The 22,048-nt window shown below is 54.9% G+C and carries 26 protein-coding genes and 1 pseudogene; 6 read left to right on the forward strand and 21 right to left on the reverse strand.

The genetic code is table 11. The features are described 5' to 3' along the window. Positions 1-394, reverse strand: a 394-nt coding sequence (gene tnpA, locus ACUVTU_RS08965) for an IS200/IS605 family transposase (protein WP_445889623.1), incomplete at its 3' end; no start/stop codon positions are given. A 137-nt stretch (positions 395-531) separates the two neighbouring features. Beyond that, positions 532-1,731 carry a hypothetical protein gene (locus ACUVTU_RS08970; protein ID WP_445889624.1) on the reverse strand — a complete coding sequence of 400 codons (1,200 nt, stop codon included), beginning with the start codon at positions 1,729-1,731 and terminating at the stop codon, positions 532-534. A 232-nt stretch (positions 1,732-1,963) separates the two neighbouring features. Here ACUVTU_RS08970 and mntA point away from each other — a divergent pair, with 232 nt between their 5' ends. After that, the gene (mntA, locus tag ACUVTU_RS08975) at positions 1,964-2,401 is read left to right on the forward strand and encodes a type VII toxin-antitoxin system MntA family adenylyltransferase antitoxin (protein ID WP_445889625.1); all 438 of its coding nucleotides are present in this window, start codon (positions 1,964-1,966) and stop codon (positions 2,399-2,401) included. Then, the gene (hepT, locus tag ACUVTU_RS08980; protein WP_445889626.1) at positions 2,388-2,801 is read left to right on the forward strand and encodes a type VII toxin-antitoxin system HepT family RNase toxin; all 414 of its coding nucleotides are present in this window, start codon (positions 2,388-2,390) and stop codon (positions 2,799-2,801) included. Before mntA ends, hepT begins: the two co-directional genes overlap by 14 nt. Before the next feature lie 143 nt (positions 2,802-2,944). Here the strand turns inward: hepT and ACUVTU_RS08985 are convergent, their stop codons facing one another. The 7 genes from ACUVTU_RS08985 to ACUVTU_RS09015 form a co-directional block, all read right to left on the reverse strand. Then, positions 2,945-3,355, reverse strand: coding sequence for a PIN domain-containing protein (locus ACUVTU_RS08985; protein WP_445889627.1), 411 nt, complete (start codon positions 3,353-3,355; stop codon positions 2,945-2,947). Further along, positions 3,339-3,566: a type II toxin-antitoxin system Phd/YefM family antitoxin gene (locus ACUVTU_RS08990; RefSeq protein ID WP_445889628.1), complete on the reverse strand. Its 228-nt coding sequence runs from the start codon at positions 3,564-3,566 to the stop codon at positions 3,339-3,341. Before ACUVTU_RS08990 ends, ACUVTU_RS08985 begins: the two co-directional genes overlap by 17 nt. A gap of 247 nt (positions 3,567-3,813) precedes the next feature. Beyond that, complete coding sequence (locus tag ACUVTU_RS08995) at positions 3,814-4,422, reverse strand: ABC transporter ATP-binding protein (protein WP_445889629.1); 609 nt, start codon at positions 4,420-4,422, stop codon at positions 3,814-3,816. Then, positions 4,412-5,425, reverse strand: a complete 1,014-nt coding sequence (locus ACUVTU_RS09000) for an ATP-binding cassette domain-containing protein (RefSeq protein WP_445889630.1) — start codon at positions 5,423-5,425, stop codon at positions 4,412-4,414. The genes ACUVTU_RS08995 and ACUVTU_RS09000 overlap by 11 nt, the downstream gene beginning before the upstream one ends. Before the next feature lie 15 nt (positions 5,426-5,440). Beyond that, positions 5,441-6,295 carry an ABC transporter permease gene (locus tag ACUVTU_RS09005; protein ID WP_445889631.1) on the reverse strand — a complete coding sequence of 285 codons (855 nt, stop codon included), beginning with the start codon at positions 6,293-6,295 and terminating at the stop codon, positions 5,441-5,443. Then, the gene (locus ACUVTU_RS09010; RefSeq protein ID WP_445889632.1) at positions 6,292-7,284 is read right to left on the reverse strand and encodes an ABC transporter permease; all 993 of its coding nucleotides are present in this window, start codon (positions 7,282-7,284) and stop codon (positions 6,292-6,294) included. Before ACUVTU_RS09010 ends, ACUVTU_RS09005 begins: the two co-directional genes overlap by 4 nt. After that, positions 7,281-8,957 (reverse strand): ABC transporter substrate-binding protein, encoded by a 1,677-nt coding sequence (locus ACUVTU_RS09015; RefSeq protein ID WP_445889659.1) that lies wholly within the window; start codon positions 8,955-8,957, stop codon positions 7,281-7,283. Before ACUVTU_RS09015 ends, ACUVTU_RS09010 begins: the two co-directional genes overlap by 4 nt. A 303-nt stretch (positions 8,958-9,260) precedes the next feature. On the opposite strand from ACUVTU_RS09015, the gene ACUVTU_RS09020 reads away from it, so the two are divergent. Then, a complete protein-coding gene (locus ACUVTU_RS09020) occupies positions 9,261-9,818 on the forward strand; it encodes a Uma2 family endonuclease (RefSeq protein WP_445889633.1) in 558 nt (185 codons plus the stop codon). Positions 9,819-9,829: 11 nt separating this feature from the next. Here ACUVTU_RS09020 and ACUVTU_RS09025 read toward each other — a convergent pair whose 3' ends face one another. Genes ACUVTU_RS09025 through ACUVTU_RS09040 form a run of 4 tightly spaced genes read right to left on the reverse strand, consistent with a single transcriptional unit; the run spans position 9,830 to position 13,232 of the window. Beyond that, complete coding sequence (locus ACUVTU_RS09025; protein ID WP_445889634.1) at positions 9,830-10,663, reverse strand: ABC transporter permease; 834 nt, start codon at positions 10,661-10,663, stop codon at positions 9,830-9,832. 1 nt (position 10,664) lies between these two features. Next, a complete protein-coding gene (locus ACUVTU_RS09030; RefSeq protein WP_445889635.1) occupies positions 10,665-11,567 on the reverse strand; it encodes an ABC transporter ATP-binding protein in 903 nt (300 codons plus the stop codon). A 1-nt stretch (position 11,568) separates the two neighbouring features. Continuing rightward, positions 11,569-12,687, reverse strand: coding sequence for a zf-HC2 domain-containing protein (locus ACUVTU_RS09035; RefSeq protein WP_445889636.1), 1,119 nt, complete (start codon positions 12,685-12,687; stop codon positions 11,569-11,571). Further along, a complete protein-coding gene (locus tag ACUVTU_RS09040; protein ID WP_445889637.1) occupies positions 12,687-13,232 on the reverse strand; it encodes an RNA polymerase sigma factor SigX in 546 nt (181 codons plus the stop codon). The genes ACUVTU_RS09035 and ACUVTU_RS09040 overlap by 1 nt, the downstream gene beginning before the upstream one ends. A gap of 261 nt (positions 13,233-13,493) precedes the next feature. Between ACUVTU_RS09040 and ACUVTU_RS09045 the strand changes: the two genes are divergently transcribed. Both ACUVTU_RS09045 and ppsA read left to right on the forward strand, forming a co-directional pair. After that, on the forward strand, positions 13,494-14,105 hold the full coding sequence (locus ACUVTU_RS09045) for a TetR/AcrR family transcriptional regulator (RefSeq protein ID WP_445889638.1): 612 nt from the start codon (positions 13,494-13,496) through the stop codon (positions 14,103-14,105). A gap of 61 nt (positions 14,106-14,166) precedes the next feature. Next, positions 14,167-16,788, forward strand: a complete 2,622-nt coding sequence (ppsA, locus tag ACUVTU_RS09050) for a phosphoenolpyruvate synthase (RefSeq protein WP_445889639.1) — start codon at positions 14,167-14,169, stop codon at positions 16,786-16,788. 45 nt (positions 16,789-16,833) lie between these two features. Here the strand turns inward: ppsA and ACUVTU_RS09055 are convergent, their stop codons facing one another. Both ACUVTU_RS09055 and ACUVTU_RS09060 read right to left on the reverse strand, forming a co-directional pair. After that, the gene (locus ACUVTU_RS09055) at positions 16,834-17,166 is read right to left on the reverse strand and encodes a type II toxin-antitoxin system RelE/ParE family toxin (protein ID WP_445889640.1); all 333 of its coding nucleotides are present in this window, start codon (positions 17,164-17,166) and stop codon (positions 16,834-16,836) included. Continuing rightward, entirely contained in the window at positions 17,153-17,413 is a 261-nt protein-coding gene (locus ACUVTU_RS09060; protein WP_445889641.1) for a type II toxin-antitoxin system prevent-host-death family antitoxin, read from the reverse strand. Before ACUVTU_RS09060 ends, ACUVTU_RS09055 begins: the two co-directional genes overlap by 14 nt. A gap of 287 nt (positions 17,414-17,700) precedes the next feature. On the opposite strand from ACUVTU_RS09060, the pseudogene ACUVTU_RS09065 reads away from it, so the two are divergent. Continuing rightward, a pseudogene (locus tag ACUVTU_RS09065) lies at positions 17,701-17,865 on the forward strand (PEP-utilizing enzyme); the annotation flags it as partial. Between the two features lie 44 nt (positions 17,866-17,909). Here ACUVTU_RS09065 and ACUVTU_RS09070 read toward each other — a convergent pair. From ACUVTU_RS09070 to ACUVTU_RS09095, 6 genes are all read right to left on the reverse strand, one after another. Beyond that, positions 17,910-18,419: a hypothetical protein gene (locus ACUVTU_RS09070; protein WP_445889642.1), complete on the reverse strand. Its 510-nt coding sequence runs from the start codon at positions 18,417-18,419 to the stop codon at positions 17,910-17,912. Positions 18,420-18,498: 79 nt separating this feature from the next. Then, on the reverse strand, positions 18,499-19,320 hold the full coding sequence (locus ACUVTU_RS09075) for a C39 family peptidase (RefSeq protein WP_445889643.1): 822 nt from the start codon (positions 19,318-19,320) through the stop codon (positions 18,499-18,501). Positions 19,321-19,599: 279 nt separating this feature from the next. Next, positions 19,600-19,956, reverse strand: a complete 357-nt coding sequence (locus ACUVTU_RS09080) for a hypothetical protein (RefSeq protein WP_445889644.1) — start codon at positions 19,954-19,956, stop codon at positions 19,600-19,602. A gap of 81 nt (positions 19,957-20,037) precedes the next feature. Further along, positions 20,038-20,202, reverse strand: coding sequence for an RNA polymerase sigma factor (locus ACUVTU_RS09085; protein WP_445889645.1), 165 nt, complete (start codon positions 20,200-20,202; stop codon positions 20,038-20,040). A 315-nt stretch (positions 20,203-20,517) separates the two neighbouring features. After that, entirely contained in the window at positions 20,518-20,958 is a 441-nt protein-coding gene (locus ACUVTU_RS09090; protein WP_445889646.1) for a Zn-ribbon domain-containing OB-fold protein, read from the reverse strand. A gap of 83 nt (positions 20,959-21,041) precedes the next feature. Next, positions 21,042-22,046 carry a 3-oxoacyl-ACP synthase gene (locus ACUVTU_RS09095; RefSeq protein ID WP_445889647.1) on the reverse strand — a complete coding sequence of 335 codons (1,005 nt, stop codon included), beginning with the start codon at positions 22,044-22,046 and terminating at the stop codon, positions 21,042-21,044. Positions 22,047-22,048 lie beyond the last annotated feature (2 nt).

Below are 22,048 nucleotides of genomic sequence, written 5' to 3' on the forward strand. Positions count from 1 at the left end.
TCTCACCCTGAGACGCGATGTATCTTTTAATCACTTCGATTGGCGCTCCTCCGGTAGTTAAAAGGCAAAAACTGCGGGACCAGAAATACTCTTTCCAGAGGTATTTCCTGATTTCTGGAAATTCCTTTTTAATAAGCCGGGAGGAGGCACTTTTGAAGGCGTTAATGTACTTGGACAGGGCGCTTTTGGGGTGGGCGCTGAAGAGTATATGCACGTGGTCACAGTCGTGGTTGAACTCCAGGAACGTGATGTTGTAACTTGGAGCGATGTATTCTCCAATTTCCTTAATGCGTGCGGCTACCTGATCGTTGATCACCTTGCGGCGGTACTTAACCACCAGGACGAGGTGATAAGTCAGCTTAAACACTGAATGATAATTGCTATCCAACTTCATAACTACACCAAGGCTTTCGTTTATTAGTTACTGATTATATTTTACAGCAAATTTTGGTATATTGCAACAAAATTCCGGGCTTACGCCCGGCCGCCCATTCACCACCTGCCTATAGAGGCGGGTGTCCTCTGGGCGGGTTATGATAGAAACAGCGGCTGCATGTGCATTTCCACCAGCAGCGCTAGCACTTCCGCCTCCCGGCGGCTCAGGCGCAGCCGCCGGGCCGCCTCCAGCGCCAGGGGACGGCCCAGCTGATGGTGGCTGTAAAAGGTATACTTGCCCTCCCCGGCGTAGCGGCGGCAAAACTGCTTGCCGGCATCGTGCAGCAGGCAGGCCTGTTTGAGCACAAACAGACGCGGCCGCCCGCCGGCCAGGGGCTGCCACAAATATTCCTGCCGGGGCCATTCTCCGTCCCGCCAGCCGCTTTGCACCATCGCCTCAAAATATTGCAATGTTTTTACACTGTGCTCCCAAACGTCGTCCACATGGTGTCCGCCCTGTTCCATACCTTTGAGTGGTGCCAGAAAGGGAAAAATGCCGCTCCAGAGAGAGGCTACCTCTTCCATCTCCCGCACCCGCTGCGCCGCAGCGGGCAAAAGCAAAATAGCCACCAGTTCAGCACAGATCCGCTCACCGGCGCAACTGGCCAGGCCGGGAGCAGCTTCCCGGATCAAGCGCACCGTGCCCGCATCCAGGGCAAAACCAAGTTGCCCGGCCAGACGAAAAGCGCGCAGGCAGCGCAAAGGATCATCCCGCAGGGCGCTTTTGCCCACCGCCCGGATCAGCCCGGCCCTCAGATCGTCCAGACCGCCTGCCGGGTCAAGCACCCGCAGCACCAGTTCCTCCGCACCATCAACCAGGCACCTTTCCCCCCTGAACACCGCCCCGGCCGCAGCCATTCGGGCTGCTTCCTCCAGCCCAACCGTAACTGCCTGCACCGCCATGTCTCCATAAACGACCGCTGCACTCCCGCTTTCTCCGGGCATACCCGCCGCATCCAGGGGCAAAGCCAGGGCATTGACGGTAAAATCGCGCCGCAGCAAATCGGCCACCAGCCCGCCCGGCGCAATGCCCTCCAGATCCAGCTGCCATTTTTGCCCCCGCCCCACCAGACGGTAAATCCGGCGCTGTTCATCCAGCACCACCAGTGCCGCCCCCGTTTCCGCAGCCAGGGCGGAAGCCAGCTGCCGGGCATCGCCTTCCACCACCAGATCCAGATCGCTTAAAAGGCGCCCCAGCAGCCAATCGCGCACACAGCCACCCACCAGATAGCAGGCAGCGCCGATTTGCCCGGCCACCTGCGCCACCCGGGAAAGCAGACCAACCAGCTTGCTCATGTTTTCCGGCCTCCATTTTTTCTGATGTTTAAATTATACCCAGCTGCTCCAGCAACCGCCACAATCTACTGGTGATACGGATACAATCAATCCCGCAGCGGCGAAAAAAACCGCCCTCCCTTTCCCCGCCGCTGTTCCTATGGTATAATCTTCCTGACACTGTGCGTTATCAGGTGACGAAACCTTAACGTTCCACCTTTACCGGGTCCTTTCCATTTTGCGGGGTGAAACCATGTCGCTGCTGTCGAAACTGCCCATACTGATAGAAACTATCAGCCGGGATGAAGATGTTGTAGCCATGTACCTGTTCGGTTCTCAGGCGACGGGAAAACCAACCCCGCTCAGCGATATAGATCTGGCCATCCTGCTGGATCAAACTGTTCCACAGCAGAATTATTTCAACAAAAAGCTGGCCCTGTTAACCACCGCGACATCCCTGTTGCAAAAAGAGGAAATAGACCTGGTAATATTAAACCAGGCGCCACCCTCCCTCACCTATCGAGTGCTGAGCAAAGGCCACCTGCTTTATGAAAACCCCCGCAAGATAAAACAGCGCATTGGCTTTCAAACCAGAGCGCTCAACCTGTACTTTGATTTTTTGCCTGTGGAAAAAAAACTTTACGCCGGCTTAATCAATCGCTTAAGAAGGGGGGAATATGGTGGTAGATAGGGAAGTAGTGCAAAAGCGCCTCCTCAAACTGGAACAAACTCTGCGCAAGTTGCAAAAACTGTCCCGAACAAGCTGGGAAGAGTATACACAAAATGAAATTCTGCAGGACAGTGCGGAAAGAAATTTACACATCGCCGCTCAAACCTGCATTGACATAGGCAGCCATATTATTGCCGAACGGGGCTACCGCCCCCCATCCAGCTATGCGGACATCTTTACGGTTTTGCATGAAGAAGGTTTAATACCGGAAGACCTGGCCGGCACCATGAGAAAAATTGCCGGCTTTCGCAATATTCTCGTCCACGATTATCTGGATGTTGACCCCCAAATAGTCTACACCTGCCTGCAAAGGCTGGAAGATTTTCAAAGGTTTGCCGAACATGTACTCAACTGGCTGTAAAAGCAAATTGGTTTCCCAAATTATTCAGATGAACAAGCGAGGTGGCAACAATGCTCAACCGCATCCTGGCCGGCCTGGGCCTCTTTATCTACATAATGCAAAGCACAATACAAAGGCCGGCCATCTTTTGAACGGCCGGCTTTTTAGAAGCTTTGCAGAAAAATATCAGGAGAGATCGGAGAAACAGGCGAATTTCGGAAATGTTCAAGATCGCGCGTAACGATATAATCGGCGTTAACTCGTTTGGCACATACCGCAAGCAAAGCGTCTTCATAATCTGTCATTGGCAGTTCAAAAGCCTTTAGACAGTCCCTGTACCCAACTTCAAGCACGCCGATGATTTTCAGCAGCTTGTAGAGCATGTCCCTGGCCTGGCTTTCCTGCATATAGTGACGGCAGGCGATGTAGTAAATGTCGGTCACAATATTGGATGTGATATACGCTTCCACCTTCTCTTCGGCAGATAGAAAAATAATTTTTGCCGCAGGCGCGAAAAATGGTTCGCGTTTGGCGAGTACATCGAGAATTACGTTTGTGTCAATCAAGATTTTCATAACGTTTGAACTTCTCCTCTTTGGCCTCTTCCCTGGTGACCGTGCCCGGCAGAACACCGATCAGGGATTTGGCGAGGGCTACTTTATCTTCCTTTTCCGCTATAAGGCGGGCAACGCGTTTTCCGTTGCGCGTAATAATGATGTCCTCTTTGTCCACGAGAGAGAGATAGCGCCCCATATTTGTCTTGAATTCAGACGATGAAATGATCATTTAAACCACCTCCGGTGATAGGATACTATGGTTCAATATTATTATACACAAAATAGCCACAGAAATAAATAAAACAATGGTCAATACTCTTGCGGAAAGAGTGGTCAAAATTATTAAAAGTTACTGGTCAGTAGCAAAAGCGCAGTACTACGCATGGCGAAAGCCGGCAAGGACACATAAAAAGCACCCGCCAGCCAGATGCGGGTGCTTTTTGTTTGGGCCTGCACATCTGTGAAACAGCAATTGCTTAATCCGCCATACTGCCAAACTCCACCACCCGGTGGCAGAGGCGGCGCAGCAGGGCGGGCTGGTGGCTGATCACCAGCAGGCCCAGGTTGCGTTCGCGGGCGGTGGCCAGCACGGCCTGCCAGATCTGGGCCTGGGTGATGGCATCCAGCATGGCCGTCATCTCATCGGCAATCAGATAGCGGGTGGCCGGTGCCAGAGCCCGCACAATGCAGAAGCGCTGCAGTTCGCCGCCCGACAGTTCGGCCGGGTAGCGCTCCAGCCAGGCCGGGTGAATACTAAAGCGTTCCAGCAGAGAGGGATCCAGCTGCCCGGCTTCGGCCAGCACCCGGCGCATGCGCCAGCGGGGATTAACCGCTTTTTCCGGGTGCTGGAAGACCAGCTGCACCGGGCAGTAGCTCCCCCGGGGCATGGGCACTCCATCCAGCGTCACGCTGCCCGCCCGGGGCTGTTCGTAACCGGCCAGCAGGCGGGCCAGGGTGGTTTTGCCACAACCGCTGGGGCCGGCCAGGCCGACGATCTCTCCCGCCGCCACATGCAGGCTGTAGCGCTGCAGCAGCCAGGGCCCACCCGGATAGCAAAAACTGACTTCCCGGGCTTCAAGTGGCATGGTGACACCTCACTTTACCGCCGCGCAGCATACGCATGACCGGTTTTTGCGCCGCACAGCGGGGACTGGAGATGGGGCAGCGTTTTTCCAGCCAGCAGCCCGCCGCCTCTTCCGGCAGCAGCGCCGCCCCGCCTTCCCCGGGGGCGGCAAAATCGTTCTGGGGCAAAGCCCGCCAGAGGGCCTTGCTGTACGGGTGGCGCAGCGCCTCCCCGCTGCCGTCGAAATCGTCCACCGGCGCTATTTCCAGCACGGTGCCGGCGTAAAACACCGCCAGGCGGTCGGCCACAGCCAGAGCCGCTTCAATGTCGTGGGTGATCAAAAGCACCGCCCGCCCGCCATCGGCCAGCTGGCGCAGGTGGCGCAGGGTCTCCTGCACCACACTGCTGTGCAGGCCGGGCGTGGGTTCGTCGGCCACAATCAGCCGGGCCTCACTCAGCACGGCCGTGCCCACCAGCACGCGGCGGGCCAGGCCGCCGGAAAGCTGAAAGGGGTAATAGCGCCCGATGTTGGCGGGCAGCTGGTAGCGCTGCAGCACTTCCCGCAGCGCAGCGGCTGCCCGTTCCCTTTGCTCTGCCACCGGGGTGCGGCCGGGCGGCAGGAGCTGTTCACCTACCCGCAACAGCGGATTTAAAAAGTTGACCGACTGGGGGATGAGGGCAATCTCCCGCCCGCGCAACCGGTCCTGCTGCCGGGCGTCCAGGGGCTGCCCCGCGTAACAGATCGCCCCCCCGGTCACGGCGTTGGGGGGCAGAATGCCCAAAATGGCATGGGCCAGCAGGCTTTTGCCCGAACCGCTGGCCCCCACCACCGCCAGCACCTCACCGGGATACACTTCCAGATCCATATCCTGAATGGCAGTGATCTTGCTCTTTTGCAGGCCGCCGGTATATTGCTCAAAGGCCACCTGCAGGCCTTCCACGGTTAACAGTGGTACCGGCTGTTTTTCATCCGGCCAGCCCGGCACCTGAACCCGGTCCGCAGCAGCCGCTGTGCTGTATGCCAAAACTTGTTCCTCCCTTCACATCTGCGCCGTGCGAGGACTGAGCAGGGCGCGCAGGGCCTCGCCCAGCATGTCAAAGGCGCGCAACATCACCAGCAGGGCCAGGCCCGGGAAAAAGGCCAGCCACCACTGGCCGCTGGCCAGAAAGCGCATGGATTCCGACAATATGACGCCAATGGCCGGACGGTGGGGCGAAAGGCCAAAACCCAGGAAGGTGATGGAAGCCTCGTGCAGGATGGCGTGGGGGAAAAGCAGCACCAGTCCCACCAGCAACTGGGGCAGCACATGGGGTAAAACGTGCTCCAGGGCCACCCGGTAACGGGGCCGGCCCAGGCGGTAGGCCAGCTGCACATACTCGGCCGAGCACACCTGCAGTGCCTCGGCCCGGATCACCCGGGTCAGAGCGGGCCAGTGGGTGAGGGCAATGGCAACAATAACCCCTCTGGTGCCACCCCCCAGGGTGAAGGCAATCATGATGATCAGCAGCAGGTGGGGCAGGCTCAAAAACAAATCCACCAGCCAGCTGATGGCGGCATCCACGGTCCTGCCCAGAGTAGCTGCCGCCAGCCCCAGCCCCAGGGCCAGGAGCGCACTGACCGTTGCAGCCAGAAGACCCACTTTCAGGCTGAGAGTCAGGCCCTGCAGCGTACGGGCCAGCATGTCCCGGCCCAGCCAGTCGGTGCCAAAGGGATACTGCAGCGAAGGCGCCTGGTTGCGCACCGCCAGCTGGGTCACGGTGCCCGCTTCACCCAGCAGATGGCCGGCGACCAGCACGGTCAGGACCAGCAGCACAATGCCGCCCAGCACCAGCACCAGCTGCCCGCGCAAGGACAACCGCCGGGCCGCCGCACTTTCCAGAGCTACACCGTTCATGCTCTCACCGCCTTCAGGCGCGGATCCACCAGCGCATAAAGGATATCGGCCGCCAGATTGCCGGCATAGACAAACAGGGCGCTAAAAAGGGCAATGCCCAGCAAAAGGGGCACATCGCCGCGCAGGCCGGCCTGCACCGTGGCCTGGCCCAGGCCCGGGTAGGAAAAAATCTGCTCGGCCAGGATGGAACCGCCGAACAGCTCGCTGAACTGGGCAAATTGCAGGCTGATGGCCGGCAGAGCGATATTGCGCAGGCCGTGCCGCCGCAAAAGAGCAAAGCCCCGCTCTCCCCGGGCCAGGGCAAACAGCCAGTAATCGCTCTCCATCACTTCCAGCAGTTTCTGCCGGGTGTGCAGAGCGATGTTGGCCACCCCCACTATGCTCAGGGTGAGGGCCGGCAACAACAGGTGGTGCAGCCTCTCACCCAGGGTGACCTGGGCGGCCAGCTGGCCGGGCGGCGCGGCCAGGCCAATGGGCGTAAGCTGCAGCCAGACCGAAAACACCATCATCAGCAAAAGGCCCAGCCAGAAGGCGGGCGTGGCGGCCAGGGTCAGGCAGTACCACTTGATGGCCCGATCCACGGCCGAGCCCCGCCGGTACCCCGCCCACACCCCCAGAGCAAAGCCCAGCAGGCCGGAAATTAGCCAGGCCGTTCCCATTAGGGCCAGAGAGGCCAAAAAGCGTTCCCGGATCACCTCGGCAACCGGGCGGCGGAAGATCAGCGAGGTGCCCAGGTCGCCCTGCAGCAGGGCTGCGGCCCAGCGGGCAAAGCGCACCGGGGGCGGGTCATTCAGCCCCCAGCGGGCGGCAATCAGCTCGCGCTGTTCGGGGCTAACCCGCAGCATATCGGCTCCCACATAGGCCTGCACCGGGTCGATGGGCGAATGGCACACCAGCCAGAACAGAAAAACGCTCACGGCGACCAGCAGGACGGCCAGTCTGGCCGCCCTGCCGGCAATAAACCTGCTCCAGAAAGCAAAATTGTTCATTTTCTCTTCCACTCCACAATATTGGCCGTGATGGGCCAGCCGTGGCCGTGCGGCTCAATGCGATTCTTACCGGTGTCCAGGTTCTCCCGCACAAAGTAGCAGTGGTTGATGTTCACCAGCCAGGCCCAGGGCGCGTCACCCAGGGCGGAAAGGCCGGTCCGGCCGTCCCACTGGGCCAGCTGCCAGTACTGGTTGGCCTGGGCCGGGTCGGTGGCCTGCAGAGCCTGGTCCAGATACTTGTCCACCGTGGGGTTGCTGTAAAAGCCCGGGTTGAACCACTCCACACCCCGGTTTTTGCTGTGGAAAAGGTTGTACATTTCCAGCGGGTCGTGGCTGCCCCAGCCAAAGAGCACGGCATTGGCGTGCATGAGCTGCTTGATGTCATCCCAGCTCTTGCCCTCAACAGTGATGTCAATGCCCAGAGGCTTAATCATGTCGCGCACGGCCATAGCCAGGGACTGGCGGGTGCTGTCACTGGCCGGGTAAACCAGGGTAAAGCGGGCTTTAAGGCCGCCTTTTTCCAGCACCCCGTCCCCGTCTTTGTCCTGCCACCCGGCCGCGGCCAGCACTTTTTTGGCCCCCTCCACATCGGCGTCCTTAAGCTCGGTCTGGGGATTCCACCAGGGTAGGTTATCGCACACAGTGTAAGCGGGCCGCCCCTGCCCCTCCAGCACAGTATTCACCAGGGTCTGGCGATCCACCGCCAGGTTGATGGCCCGGCGGATAGCCGGGTCGGCTGTCACATCATTGCCCACGGGCCGGCCGTCTTTGGTCTTTTGTCCGGACGGCACAGTGGGGAACATAATACCCCGGTTATCCACACTCTGCACCGCTACCAAACGCATGCCGGGAACGGTCTGTTTGACAAACATGTGGGGCACGGCGGCCACATCCACCTGGCCGGCTTTGGCGGCGGCAAAGGCGGCATCCTCGCTCAAGAACAGGAAAGTCACCTTCTTAAAAGCCGGTTTGGGCCCGTAATAGTAGGGGTTGGGTTCTACAATGAGCTGCTGGCCCTTGTCCCACTGCACCAGTTTGTACGGCCCCGAACCCACGGGATTTTTGGCATAATCGCCGCCGTGGGCATGTTTGGGTACAATGCCCAGCGTGATCAGCAGATTTATAAAGGTAGACTGGGCTTGTTTGAGCTTAAACTGCACGGTATGCTCGTCCAGCGCCTGGACGCCGGCCAGCACGTTTAAATCCACGACCGAACCGCTTTTGGCCGCGGTTGCATAGGTATAGGCCACATCGGCGGCGGTTAGCGGCTTACCGTCGGAGAACCTGGCATCATTACGGATTTTCACCGTCCAGGTCAGGCCGTCCGGACTCACCTGGTAGTCGGTGGCCAGATCTTTGACAATGTTTAAGTCGTTGTCCCGGGTGAGCAAGGTGCTCTGAAAGAGCGGCGAACCGTAGCGCCCCCAGCCCGTGGTGGGGTCGAAACCGGCATCGGGCTCGCCGCCAATGGCCAGCACCAGCTCATCCGGTTTGGCTGCCGCCTGTCCTTCCCCCGGGCCGCCTTTCCCGTCCGGCTGACCGGAACTGCCGCAGCCCGCCAGCAATAGAACCAGGGCCAGCACTGCCATCAGCAAAACCGGCCCGGCTGCCGCCCAGCGGCGGCTCCTCTTTACTCCTGCTCTTCCCCACCTGCTTTGCCTGCTGTCCTGCATCACAAGCCGACCTCCTTGAAATTATTTTGGTTAAACAAAAAGCCACGCCGCCCTTTTCCGTCTGCGTGACGGAAAAAAGCCTGCGTGGCTTGTGTTTCCTTAAAACCATCGCCCTGTCGCCGGTATACCCCGGGCGCAATTCGTTGCGCTTTGAGATTTAATTATTCGCCGCCCCGGGCAATTATCCTGCTTATTCTGACAATTTTTTGGCACCAGTCCTCCCTGGGCATCAGTGCTGGCTGGACTCCAGGTGGAAAAAGGAAATATAATATAAAATCAAAGATATTATGGGAGTGAGTTTATATGGCCGTGATCCTTTCCGACAGGGTTTACACTGTTGAAGATTATTTGCAACTGCAGGATGATCAACAGTATGAGTTAATTGGAGGAAAACTGATTATGGTACCACGGCCCAGGTATAAACATCAGAAAATCGCCGGCAGATTTTTTATGAAAATGGAAAATTTCCTGGAAAAAAATCCTATGGGAGAAGCGGTGCAGGAGGTTGATGTCCACCTGGGAGATGAGGTGGTAGCTCCCGACGTGCTTTTTATCTCCCGGGAACGCCTGGATATTATCGGAGAACAGCATATCCAGGGAGCGCCGGATCTGGTGATTGAGATTTTATCTCCAGCTACAGCTATACATGATAAAAAGAAAAAAAGCCGGTTATACCTCATCCACGGTGTAAAAGAATACTGGCTGGTGGATCCGGATAACCGGCTGGTAGACGTGTACGTGGCCGGGGAAAAAGAGTGGCGCTGGATGGGTACTTTTGACCAGGAGGACGTTTTAACCACGGACTTATTGCCGGGTTTGGAAATAAGACTGGCTGACATCTTCAAGGGGTTGAGAAATTAAAAAAAGCCCGGCTACAGATCCCGCCGGGCAAAGCGGCGCACCGCCAGCCAGAGAAAGAACCCGATATAAAAAAGGGTGTACACCGTCATCCAGATGCTGGGCCGGCTGGCTGCGCCAAAGGGGCCGCTGGTCAGAAAGTTTATGGCCCCGCTCCCCATAAGCTGCCCCAGCATCTGGCGGTAAATAGCATCGGTGGGCAGCAGCAGGCTGGTTATGATGCCGGTGTTGATTAGTGCAGTGTTCTGAATCACCGTGCCCACCTGCTCCAGCAGGCCGCCCAGCAGAGCCAGACCGTAAAGCATAATCAGCAGCACCCCGTTGCCGATGGTGGGCAGAAAATTGCCGCTCCACAGTCCCAGGGCCAGCAGCAACAGCGGCTGCAGGCAGAAAAGCAAAAGGCCCTTTACGGCTCCCGCCGCCGTGAGAAAGGGCAGCTGCCCGTGGTTGGCGTACAGGTTGACCCCTAAAATGGCGCTGTAAAACAGCGCGCCGAAGGCCAGCAGCATGGCGGCCAGGCCCAGGAATTTGCCCAGCACTATTTCACCGCGCCGCACGGGCTTGGTCACAATGGTGTACAGCGTGCCGTCCTCGATTTCCCCCGCGATAGTGCCGGCCACCGCCGCTACCGCCAGAAAAGCGCTGACCATGCTGGCAAAGTACAGTCCCAGGGATAAAAGCTGGGACAGCATCAGATTTTTGTACAGCGGGTTGACCTCTCTACCCGCATAATGCAAACCGGTGCCGTAAAGGAGCAAAAAGCCCAGGGTGAGCAGCAACACCAGTAAAAAAACCTTTTTGCGCACCATTTCCTGCAGGGTATGCCCCGCCATGACCAGAACCGGCACTTTAGCTTTCCCCCTCCCGCACCAGCTGCACAAAAATTTCCTCCAGAGAGTTTTTTACCGTCAGCTCGTAAAGCAGGCCGTGCTGTTTGACCACCAGTTCGCTCAAGGCCGGGATTTGCTCACGGCTTTTCAGGCTCAAAGCAATCCGTTGCCCCTGCACGGTCATATTCTCCCCGTAACCTTCCAGAGCTTCCAGCAGCGCCCGGTGAGGATTGCCCACCTGGAGCACCACTTCCACCCGGCCTTTGAGCAGCTCGTCCACCCGGCCCGCGGCCACAATGCGCCCCCGGTTGATAATGGCCACCTCCCGGCACAGGGCCTCCACCTCGCTCAGCAGATGGCTGTTTAAAAAAATGGTTTTGCCCTGCCGGGCCAGCTCCCGGATGATTTCCCGCACTTCCCGCCGGCCCAGGGGGTCTAAAGCCGAAGTGGGCTCATCCAGAAACAACAGGCGCGGTTCGGGCAAAAGGGCGGCGGCCAGGCCGATGCGCTGCTGCATACCCTTGCTGTAAGTGCCCACCCGCTGTTTTTCAAAACCGCGCAGGCCCACCAGTTCCAGCACTTCCCCGGTGCGCCGGCGGGTCTGCTCGGGGGTCATCCCGTACAGGGCGGCATGAAAGCGCAACAGGTCCTGACCGGTCATCCAGGGGTGATAGCGGAAGTTTTCCGGCAAAAAACCCATCTGGCGCCTGGCCTGCCGGTCGCCCAGGTGCCGGCCCAGCAGCCAGGCTTTGCCGGCGGTGGGGAAAAGCAGCCCCACCAGCACCTTGACAAAAGTGCTCTTGCCGGCGCCGTTGGGTCCCAGAAAACCAAAGATTTGCCCCTCGGAAACCGAGAGGCAAACGTCCTGGCAACCGCCCTTGCCGTTGTACTGTTTGGTGAGATGGTAGGTTTCTATGACCATATCACTTTAACCTTTCTGCCAGTTCCAGACACTTTTCCAGACTCAGACGACCGTACAGCATGTGGGAAACGCCGTCTTTGTGCCAGATCAGAGTACCGGTGCCGGCCGCCTCACCCTGGCCGGAGAAATACACGCCCTGGGTACCGTCCACCACTACCTCCCGGGACTGCCCCTCCATGACCGGAATCAGCGCCGTATGCTGCCAGTCCTGCACCGCGGCCAGCTGGCGGCGCAGGTTGTCGGGCAGGATGGGCAGTTCCAGCAGCGCCTGGCGCAGGGCCGCCACATCCACTCCCCGGGGCACCACCAGTTCGGGAGCGGGCATCTGGACGTGGGTAATGGTGCTTTGCCCCTGGGGCTCCCTGTACACCGTCCGGTAAGCATCCCCTGTCTTAATGATGAATTCCTGACCGTCCAGCTCGGCAGGCAGCAGTTGCTGTCCGCCCAGAGACTGCAATATGGCATTGGCCTGTTCCACCTGCAGGCGCAAGCTGAGCTGGTTGGCCTCTTCTTTTTCCACATACTCTACATAAGGCTGGTAATCCTGGATCACTCGGAAAGGAAAGGATGCCTGCTGCCTGGCTGCCGCCAGGGTAATTTTGCTGGTCCGGGATTTATGCGCCACCCGGAACTGGCCCAGATTTTCCAGCCGGATTTCGCCCTGGGATTTTTCCAGGTGCTGGCGCAGCTGGCTCAGGTCCTCCGCGCTGATCTGCACGGTCTGGATTTTCTCCACCCGGAAGATTTGCAGCAGGTTTTCGGCAAAGCCCCGTACCGGCTGCAGACTAAAAGTGCCGCCCAGCAGGGCCACCCCGGCCGCTACGGCCACCACCTTTTTCAATCTGGAGAGCATTGTATCACCCTTTCGCCAATTATTGTCTGAAACGCCTTCACCGGCCAGCAGTTTTTGCCAGGCCGTCTCGGTCTGGACAGGTATCCGGGATACGTGCGCCGCGTAATCGGCCAGGCAGGAGCGGGCAAAGGCCCGGTTTTCCTCCAGCCGCGCCAGCTGCTCCCGGCAGCCGGGACAGCTTTGCAAATGCTGCTCCACTTCCTGCTTTTGGGCGACAGGGAGTTCACCGTCCAGATAGGCCTGCAGTGTACCGGCATTATAGCACATTATCGCTCCCCCCTCTGCCTTTGGTACTCCGCCCGGAAGCGCTCCAGGGCCCGGGCTAAAATGGTACCCACCGAGCCGTGCCTGATCTCCAGGGCGCAGGCAATTTCCCGGTAGCTGTAACCGGAAAACTTCAGCAGGAGACAGAGGCGGTCCCGGTCCGTCAGCTGCTGCAAAGCCGACCGCACCTGGCGCACCTCCTGCTGGCGCAAAAATAAATCGTCAATAGAGACAATCTTATCCTCTCCCGGATCAAACAGCCTGCTTTCTCTGGCCTGGCGGCTTTTTTCCGCCCGCAGGTAGCTGTAGGCCAGGTTGGTGGCCACTTTGGCCAGCCAGCCGCCCGGGTTCTGCCATTCCCGGGGCGGAGAGGTGTAGAGCCTTAAAAAGGTCTCCTGGGCCAGATCCTCCGCCGCGCTCTTTTCACCCAGCAGATAATACAGCTGGCGCAACACGGCCGGATAGTAGGTGTGAAAAAGTTCCTGAAAACTGGTGGGGCAAGAAAGGTTGTCCCCCGGGGACTGTTTTTGGTTAATAACCTGGGGCACCTCCCCTCGGTCATCTGATCACCGCGGTTTCACTATTATAACCGAGCCGGCAGCGAATTTGTGACAGGGCGGAGGAATAAAAAATCCACCACACCTTGATTAAGCCAGCGCATTTCATCAAACCTATCCCAGGATGCTTTTCCTGTTTCACACACAGCGGCTGTCTGGCTGAGCACAAAAAAATTTTATTGACCAAACGATTAGCAAAAGTTATGATTTTACTAACCACATGGTCAGCATGGCTGAGAGGTGATTTGATCCTTGCCTTTAAAACTTTACGCCCGGGAACAGATTCTGGAGGCCTGCCTGGCCGTGTTTGCCCGCCACGGTTATAACCATACTTCAGCTGCCATGCTGGCCGAGGCAGCCGGCATATCCAAGGCCCTGATCTTTCATCATTTTAAGAGCAAACGCGAGCTGTATCTGCTTGTTTTGCACCGGTGCATAGAAAAATTCAGCCAGGAACTGGCGCTTAACACCCTGCCGGAACACAAAGATTTCTTCGCCGCCATTAATGAATTCAGCCGATTAAAACTCGCATACTATCAGAAATATCCGGACGAATACAAAGTAGTGCGGGAAGCCTTCTATAATCCGCCCGATGAACTAAAGGCGGAAATTGAGCAAAGGTTCGGCACGTGGCTCGCCGCCAGGAACAAAATGCTGGAACAATTATTCTCAAAAGTCTCGCTCAGGGAAGGAGTGGAGCGCAGGCAGGCCCTGGAACTGATCAAAATCGTGCTGGATTACATGGAAGAAAAGTATCTGGCGGTGCTGAAAGCGGATAACAATTTGGATCCAGGATACTGGGAAGGTATCATCGATGAGATGAATACATTTTTGGCTATGGTCCGTTATGGAATAGAGCGGTAAAGCACGGCCCTGTTATGAAGGCACAGCCGCACAACCACCAGGTATTGAGGAGGTAGCCCGCATGAATTCCTGTGTGCTCGATTTCCACGAGATTGACCAAACAAAGCTGGCGCTGGTCGGCGGAAAAGGCTTTAACCTGGGGCAGTTGACCAGAATTGAGGGCATCCGCGTACCGGAGGGATTTTGCGTCACCACCCGGGCATACCAAAAGATGACCGGAGCAAACCGGGAGCTAAAGGCACTGCTGGATCAATTGTCGGCAACCAGGGCCAACCACCGGGAAAATATAGCCGCTATTAGCAGTAAGATTCGTCAGGTCATTGAGGAAATACCGCTTGCCGGGGAGATTGCGGAAGCAATCCTACACTATCTCACCAAACATGGAGAAGAGCACGCCTACGCCGTGCGTTCCAGCGCCACCGCCGAGGATTTGCCGGGGGCCTCCTTTGCCGGGCAGCAGGAAACATACTTGAACATCAAAGGTAAAGAGGCCATCCTAAAACATATCAGCAAGTGCTGGGCATCGCTGTTCACCGACCGGGCGGTGATCTACCGCCTGCAAAACGGCTTTGACCACCGCAGGGTCTACCCGGCCGTGGTCGTCCAGCGGATGGTTTTCCCGCAGGCATCGGGGATCATGTTCACGGCCGACCCCGTTACCTCCCACCGGAAAGTTTTGTCCATTGACGCCGGGTTCGGGCTGGGCGAAGCGCTGGTCTCCGGCCTGGTCAGTCCCGACATCTACAAAGTGCGCGACGGCAGAATCATCGACAAGCAAATATCCGCCAAGCAACTGGCTGTGTACCCAGTGGAAACAGGCGGCACAGAAGTACGGACAATAGAACCCGGCCGGCAAAACGTTCAGGTGTTAACCGACGAGCAAATTTTACAGCTGGCGAGCATGGGGCGCCAAATAGAAGCGTATTTCGGCCACCCCCAGGACATCGAATGGTGCCTGGCCGGTGATGTGTTCTATATTGTGCAGAGCCGTCCCATCACCACCCTGTTCCCGGTACCCGAAAACGACGGGCGGATGCGGATCTACGTCTCCATAGGCCACCAGCAAATGATGACCGATGCCATTAAACCGCTGGGGATGTCCTTCTTCCAGTTGCTATCCGGTGATTTACCCATGCGCAGAGCCGGGGGCAGGCTGTTCTGGGAGGTCACACACGACCTGGCCTCGCCCATCAGCCGCCAGTTCCTGCTCAGCACACTGGGTAAGAGTGACCCGCTGGTAAAAAACGCGCTCACCAGCTTGATGCGGCGAGAAGGTTTTATGGCCTCCTTGCCGCGCGGCAAAAGCTCCATCAGCCTGCGCACCGAGGGAATGTCCCTGGCCATGCTGGTGCAGGCCTACAGGATTTACCGTAAAAACGACCCGGCAATCGTTGAAGATCTCATTGCCCGCAACGAGGCCTCGGTTAAGGACTTGCAGCAAAGGATCGCCAAGGTTTCCGGGGTTCCACTGTTTGACTTCATTATCCAGGACTTCAAACAATTAAAAGACATTATGTATGATCCCCGCAGCGCGGGAGCAATCATGGTGGGGATACTGGTAGCGGGCTGGATCAACAAGTATATGGAAAAATGGCTGGGCGAAAAGGGAGCATCCGACACGCTTTCCCTAGCGGTGCCCCACAACGTCACCTCCGAAATGGGGCTGGCGCTCCTGGACGTAGCAGATGTCGTCCGCCAGTATCCGGCAGTAATGGAATATTTTCAGCAGGCCAGCGAGGAGACCTTTTTTGAAGATCTGGCCAAACTGGAAGGTGGTAGCACTGTCAGCCGTTCCCTGTACGCCTATTTGGAAAAATACGGTATGCGCTGTACCGGCGAGATTGATATCACCAGACCCCGCTGGAACGAACAGCCCACCGCCCTTATACCCGCCCTCCTCAACAACATCAAGAACTTTGCGCCCAATTCGAGCCTCCTCAAGTATGAGCAGGGAAGACAGGAAGCAGCGCGCAAGGAGCGGGAACTTATAAGCCGCCTGGAGCAATTGCCCGGCGGCAGACGAAAGGCCCGGAAGACCCGGCACATGATTAGCATATTGCGCAACTTTATCGGCTACCGGGAGTATCCCAAGTATGGCCTCATCCAGCGTTTCTGGATCTACAAGCAGGCCTTGCTGAAGGAGGCCGCCAGGCTGGTGCAAAAAGGGTTCATCCGGGGGAAAGAAGACATCTATTACCTCACCTTTGAGGAATTGCGGGAGGTTGTGCGCACAAACCGGCTGGATTACCGGATCATCACCACCAGAAAAGAGGAATACCGGGTCTATGAAAAGCTGTCGCCGCCCCGGGTGATGACTTCCGAGGGCGAAATCATCTCCGGCGAATTCAACACCGGAAATATCCCCGCAGGCGCCCTGCCGGGCATTCCGGTTTCCGCCGGCGTCATCGAGGGCCGCGCCCGGGTCATCCTAAAAATGGAGGATGCCAACCTGGAAGAGGGGGACATCCTGGTCACCACCTGCACCGATCCCAGCTGGACGCCGCTTTTCGTATCGGTCAAGGGGCTGGTGACCGAAGTGGGCGGACTGATGACCCATGGTGCCGTCATCGCACGGGAATACGGCCTTCCGGCAGTGGTAAGCGTGGAAAAAGCCACACAGCTGATCCGGGACGGACAGCGGATCCGGGTAAATGGAACCGAAGGGTATGTGGAAGTGATTTAACCGGCCTGTATACAGCCCCTACCTTTATAGCCAGGTGGGGGCTGCTTAACGCTTACCTTCCTCTGCAACATCCCCAAAAAGGATTCGCATAAAATCTCGTCTACCATATAGCACTCTGGCCACATATACAATATCATTTTCATAACGGTAAAAAACTGTATATTGCCCGCATACAAGGTAACGATAGCTTGTTTCAATTTTAATAACAGAGGACAAGGACGCTCCAATCAACGGGAATTCCATCAGATCCCTGAATCGTTTGGTGATTTTGGCCAGTACATTCGTTGCTGCTGTAGGATTACCTAATTCTTCGGAAATGTATTCTTTTATCTCCATCATATCCTTTTGCGCTTTGGGCGAGATTTTAAGATTGGCCATTCGCTACCCCCAGGGACGCTTCCAGTTCATCAATGCTTAGCCATCCATTTTCACGCCCTGCCTTTTCCCCTTGAGCAAGTTCAGCAAGCAATTTTAATTTTGCGTGCATTTTTTCATACTCTTGTATATCCATAACCACATAGCGTCCACGGCCATTTTTTGTTAAAAAGACCGGTGAACCCTCCTCTATGCTGCGCAATACTTCATTATAATTCCTTAAATCGGAAATTGGCTTAATGTTAGGCATAAAACCCCTCCTTACTGCTGTTATTATTGTAGCAATATTATTCGTAAAATACAACAGCAACAATGAAGGGGCTTAGAATTTTTCATTCGTGTTCGTAACATTAGGAGACGGGCTTCCGCCATAAAAAGCTCTACAATATCGAAAGCAACATGGTCTTTGCCAGCAGCGGTCAGCACTCTCTCTAATAGCTGATGGGCTCCTATGGCAAAGACATTGGCCCAGCGCAAAAGTGTCATTCTTGCTAATTTGCCCCAGGGCATAGGTGCTTTTCAGTTCTTTGAAGGTCAAGGGCCCTGGTGACCGAAGTGGGCGGGCTAATGACCCATGGCGCCGTCATCGCGCGGGAATACGGCATTCCAGCAGTGGTCAGCGTGGAAAGAGCCACACAACTGATCAAGGACGGACAGCGGATCCGGGTGAACGGAACAGAAGGTTACGTGGAAGTGATTTAACCGGAGACGGGCAGGTGAACCGGTCGGTCTCCGGTCATCTGACATCACTGCCTGGGTAACCATCTTATTTTCCAAATACCATTTTCCTTTATACATGACCAGGGCTCCCAATCAAACGATGTAACTTTATTATCAATACGAATCTTATATGACAAAAAGACCGTTGCCCTATCTTTAGAGTATAATAAAAAATCCTCAATATCATAGTGTTCAACAAAGGAATTGTCTCTCTTCATTTCATGAATGAATTGTTCGTAAGAAATATCGTCAGGTACTTGTGTGAGTTGATACATAAGCCAATAGTCTCTTTGCCTTTCCGCTTGTAAATACTCATCTAAAACATCTACTGGAGTTTTACCATATTTATCCTTGGAAGATGATAAATATAATCCCTCATTTAACTGTTTACATTCTGCAACTTGATTTTTCAAAATACTTTCTAACTGTTCCATACGTAACATCAAATTACCATTTATTTCTCTTAAGTTATGGAAACTATATCCAAGTATGATAAACGCTATGGTGAGCAACGTCAATAAGATTTTTTGGAGCATTTTATTAACATTCCTTCCTATATTTCCAGAATAAAGGCTGCTCTTTCCAAGAATAGCCTTTTAGATTAATAATATTTAATTAATAAGCCAAATTATATGCCTGACTACCAGCTTCATAATAACCTTTTAAGGCATTATATAGATCATTGAAATATACTATATGATATCCCGTATAGCTAGTATTGTAGTGAGGATCAACAATTCTTACGGTAGAGGAAGATTTTACGGGTTGCGAAGTAGAATCGTCAATAACTTTGTTCATTCCATCAACAACAACGTAATGGTAAGACACTTTTCCATTATAATAGGGTAGATAGCTAGTTTTAATAAGACATAAAACAGGTTGTCCAGAAGAAAAAATATTATAGTCAAGAATATTCCAGAGCTTATCATAATCTGTGTTTTTCTTGATAGTAGATACATTGAAACTGTGAATACCCGATAAATAACTATTTAGATTATTTCTTAAATTTAGTGTATTTGCACCACTTTTTGTAGTACCAGTCTGATTTGCAATAGTATTTTGCTTTTGATATTCCGTACTACCGCTAACACTTCCTATTCTGCCGTTATAATCGATTATTTGAAGACTTGACGCCGGTCCACACCAATAAGTTGTCTGTTGAACATGATGAGGTACATTAAGAATTTTTTCTTCATTATAATGCCATAGGGGACTGATTCCTGTAAAATTTTTCTGTGGCCGTTTGGATAATATTTTTATGATTTCAGAGTACCGCGCATTACTCTCCTGATTTGCTTTGAGTAATTCCGCCTTGCTAGCAGTATCAGGCTGAAGATTTATACTGCTTTCATCAACATTGTCGAGGTTAGCAAACACAGGTAACGGGCAAACTGCAAACATGAAGCAGATTAACAACAAATAAATTATTCTACTCATATTTATCCCCCTTGCAGCACTGAATTTAGAAATAGCAAAAAACCACAAATTATAAATGTTAAGAAAAACACAGGTTACCTTTTTCCATATTGCGGGCTCCAAGGTTACAAAATCAATATCTTATTCCATCGCTGTCACGTTGAAGTCAGTTGGATCTAGATAAAATAAATCTGCTCAATGTCACCTCCCCCAGGAATTATTCTAATTGTTTTAATGATTGCGTCCTGATTGCGTTTCGTTTGTGTTCGGTTAATGCGAAAAACTACAATATATAGTCACTCATGGTGCCTGACAAACAATATATTGTATATCATAATACTTAACCGAACACGAATGGATTGCGTTTATATTAAGACGCAAAGAAACGGCTTCTGGATCCCATTTCAAAAAATATTTATAAAAATAATTTTTTGCAATAAAATGATCCAAATTTATTTTTCCTCCGTCATAATAAAAACAGCTATAGTATAAGTCCAGCGGTACTTGCTTATGCTCCGGTTGAAGATGGCTAATCACCTGCTTAATAATTTCTTTTTCTTCATTACATAAAATTGCTTTTTCAGGGGAACACAATTGATCCTCTAAGTGTATTTCTCCGGTATCTTCCAACAATGTGCATTCTAAGCGTTTACGCATAATGTCTCTTGCTGCGTTGGCAGCTATGCGGCAGAGCCAGATTTCTAGCCTGGAAGGATCTTTAAGTTGATCAATTTTGCTTTATAGTTTTAAAAATGCTTCGTGAGTTGCATCTTCAGCAAGTCCAAAATCGTTGCAAATGAAAAATGCAGCCTTGAAGGCAGATTTGTAAAACAGTTCATAAACAAAGCGAAAGGCCTGTACATCTCCTTTTTTTAATTTCTGAACAATTGTTTCTGTTTTCAAAAGAAAACCTCCCCTAATAGTGTTAGGACAGGGAAGGATGCCCCAAAACATTCCGTTAACCGACAATTTTGCTTCCCTGGGACATGACCCAGGATGGCGGTTTCCCTGGTTTTTCCTTTTTGGTAAATGTTATATTCTTTGAAAATATGACAAATCCTTCAAATCAATGGTATATATGTTTTTCCCAAAACAAAAATTGACCACCTGTGCGCTTGAGCAAGACTTGACCTTGTAAGGTGATAATAAAACAGCCAGAGCAAGACCGATCTCCCTGCCAACCGGTCTTGCTCTGGCTCAAATTTTCATCGTTTTTTCTTACAAATTTTCCCCTTCCGCCGCGGGCTGCGGGCGAAACTTGCACCCGTAGCGCACCACACCTTCCTCCTCGTAAATGCGCCGGAACACGACCTCTACCGGCAGGCCGATGTAGATGTCCTGCGGCGGGATTTCCACCAGCTGGGCAATAATGCGGGGGCCTTCTTCCAGTTCCACCAGCGCCACGGGGTAGCTGCCGCGGCAGCGGGCCAGGTCGGCGAATTCGGGCGGAGCACCGCCCCCGGCAATGATGGTGTATGAGTACACTGTCCCCCGGCCGCTTAAAGGGACATCCTCAAATTCCGTTCCGGTTAAACAGTAGCGGCAGACCGCCTTGGGCGGGAAGTTAATCCGGCCACAGTTCAGGCACCTTTGCCCCACCAGCCGGTAGCGCCGGGACACAGTACGGCGGTACATGGGTATGGAGATATGGGCGCCCATACCAGCACCTCCCTATCAACTAATTTGTGTATCACTGCCATCAGCAGCCTGCTGCTCTGCCACAGCCGGCTGCTCCCGCTTGTTCAAACAATCCCCTGCAGCCGCAGGTACTGGACATAGCTGAGGTATTTCTTGCGCTCCAGCAACGCGTTTACAGACCAGGCGGGCGGCAGCAGCGGCCCGGACAGCTTAAAGCTCAAGGCGCAGCTGCCGGAACCGAGCGCGCTGGTAAGCAGCAATATCCGCTGCCCCACATCCAGCTGCTCCAGCGCCCGGCACAGTCCCAGAAAGGGCGTGGCCGCCCCACAGTCGCCCACCAGAGAATATACCGCTCCCTGCTCCACCTGCGGCGCGCTGAAGCCCAGCTGCCGGGCCTGGTTCAGGTAAGCTCTTGCCCCGCTCTGGGGCAGCACGGCCTGCCCGTAGTCGGCCGGCTTTGCCCCCAGCTTCTGCAGCAGCCCGCCCAGCGCGGCGTTTGACACTTCCCGGGCGGCCGCAGCGGCGTAGGCCGGCACGCCGATGTCCCGCACGGCGATATCACCGGGCCGGCGGTAGCGCAGACCCGGATACTCGGCGGCATAAGCCGCCGCACCTTCCAGTTCCAGACCTGCCCCCTGCCGGGCCAGCACATAAGCGCAGGCGCCACCGCCGGCGGCCTGCTCCAGTTCACCGGTCGCGGCCGGCGCATCGGCAATCACCACCAGCGCCCAGGGGCGGTCGGTCAGATCCAGCAGCCCGGGAGCGGCCAGAAAGGCTTCGGCGCCGGCCAGGAGGGAGTGACCAAAGTGCCCGGTCAGCACATCAGACGGCAGGCCCAGGGCTTCCACCAGGGTGCCGGCCATAAATTTTTCCTGGTAGGGGAAGCTGGCCGATGCCAGTACCAGCACGCCAATCCGGCCGGGATCCACGCCGGCCATAGCATTGCGGGCTGCGGCCACGGCCATGGTCAGCACATCCTCATCAATATCGGGCACGGCTTTTTCCTGTAGATCTGCCGAGCAGCCACCCAGAGCACTAACATACTCCTGCCGTGTCAGGCGCAGGTAGGGGATGTAGGCCCCGCAGGCGATCACTGTGCTTTTGGCCATGC

This window comes from Desulfurispora sp. (assembly GCF_052744395.1).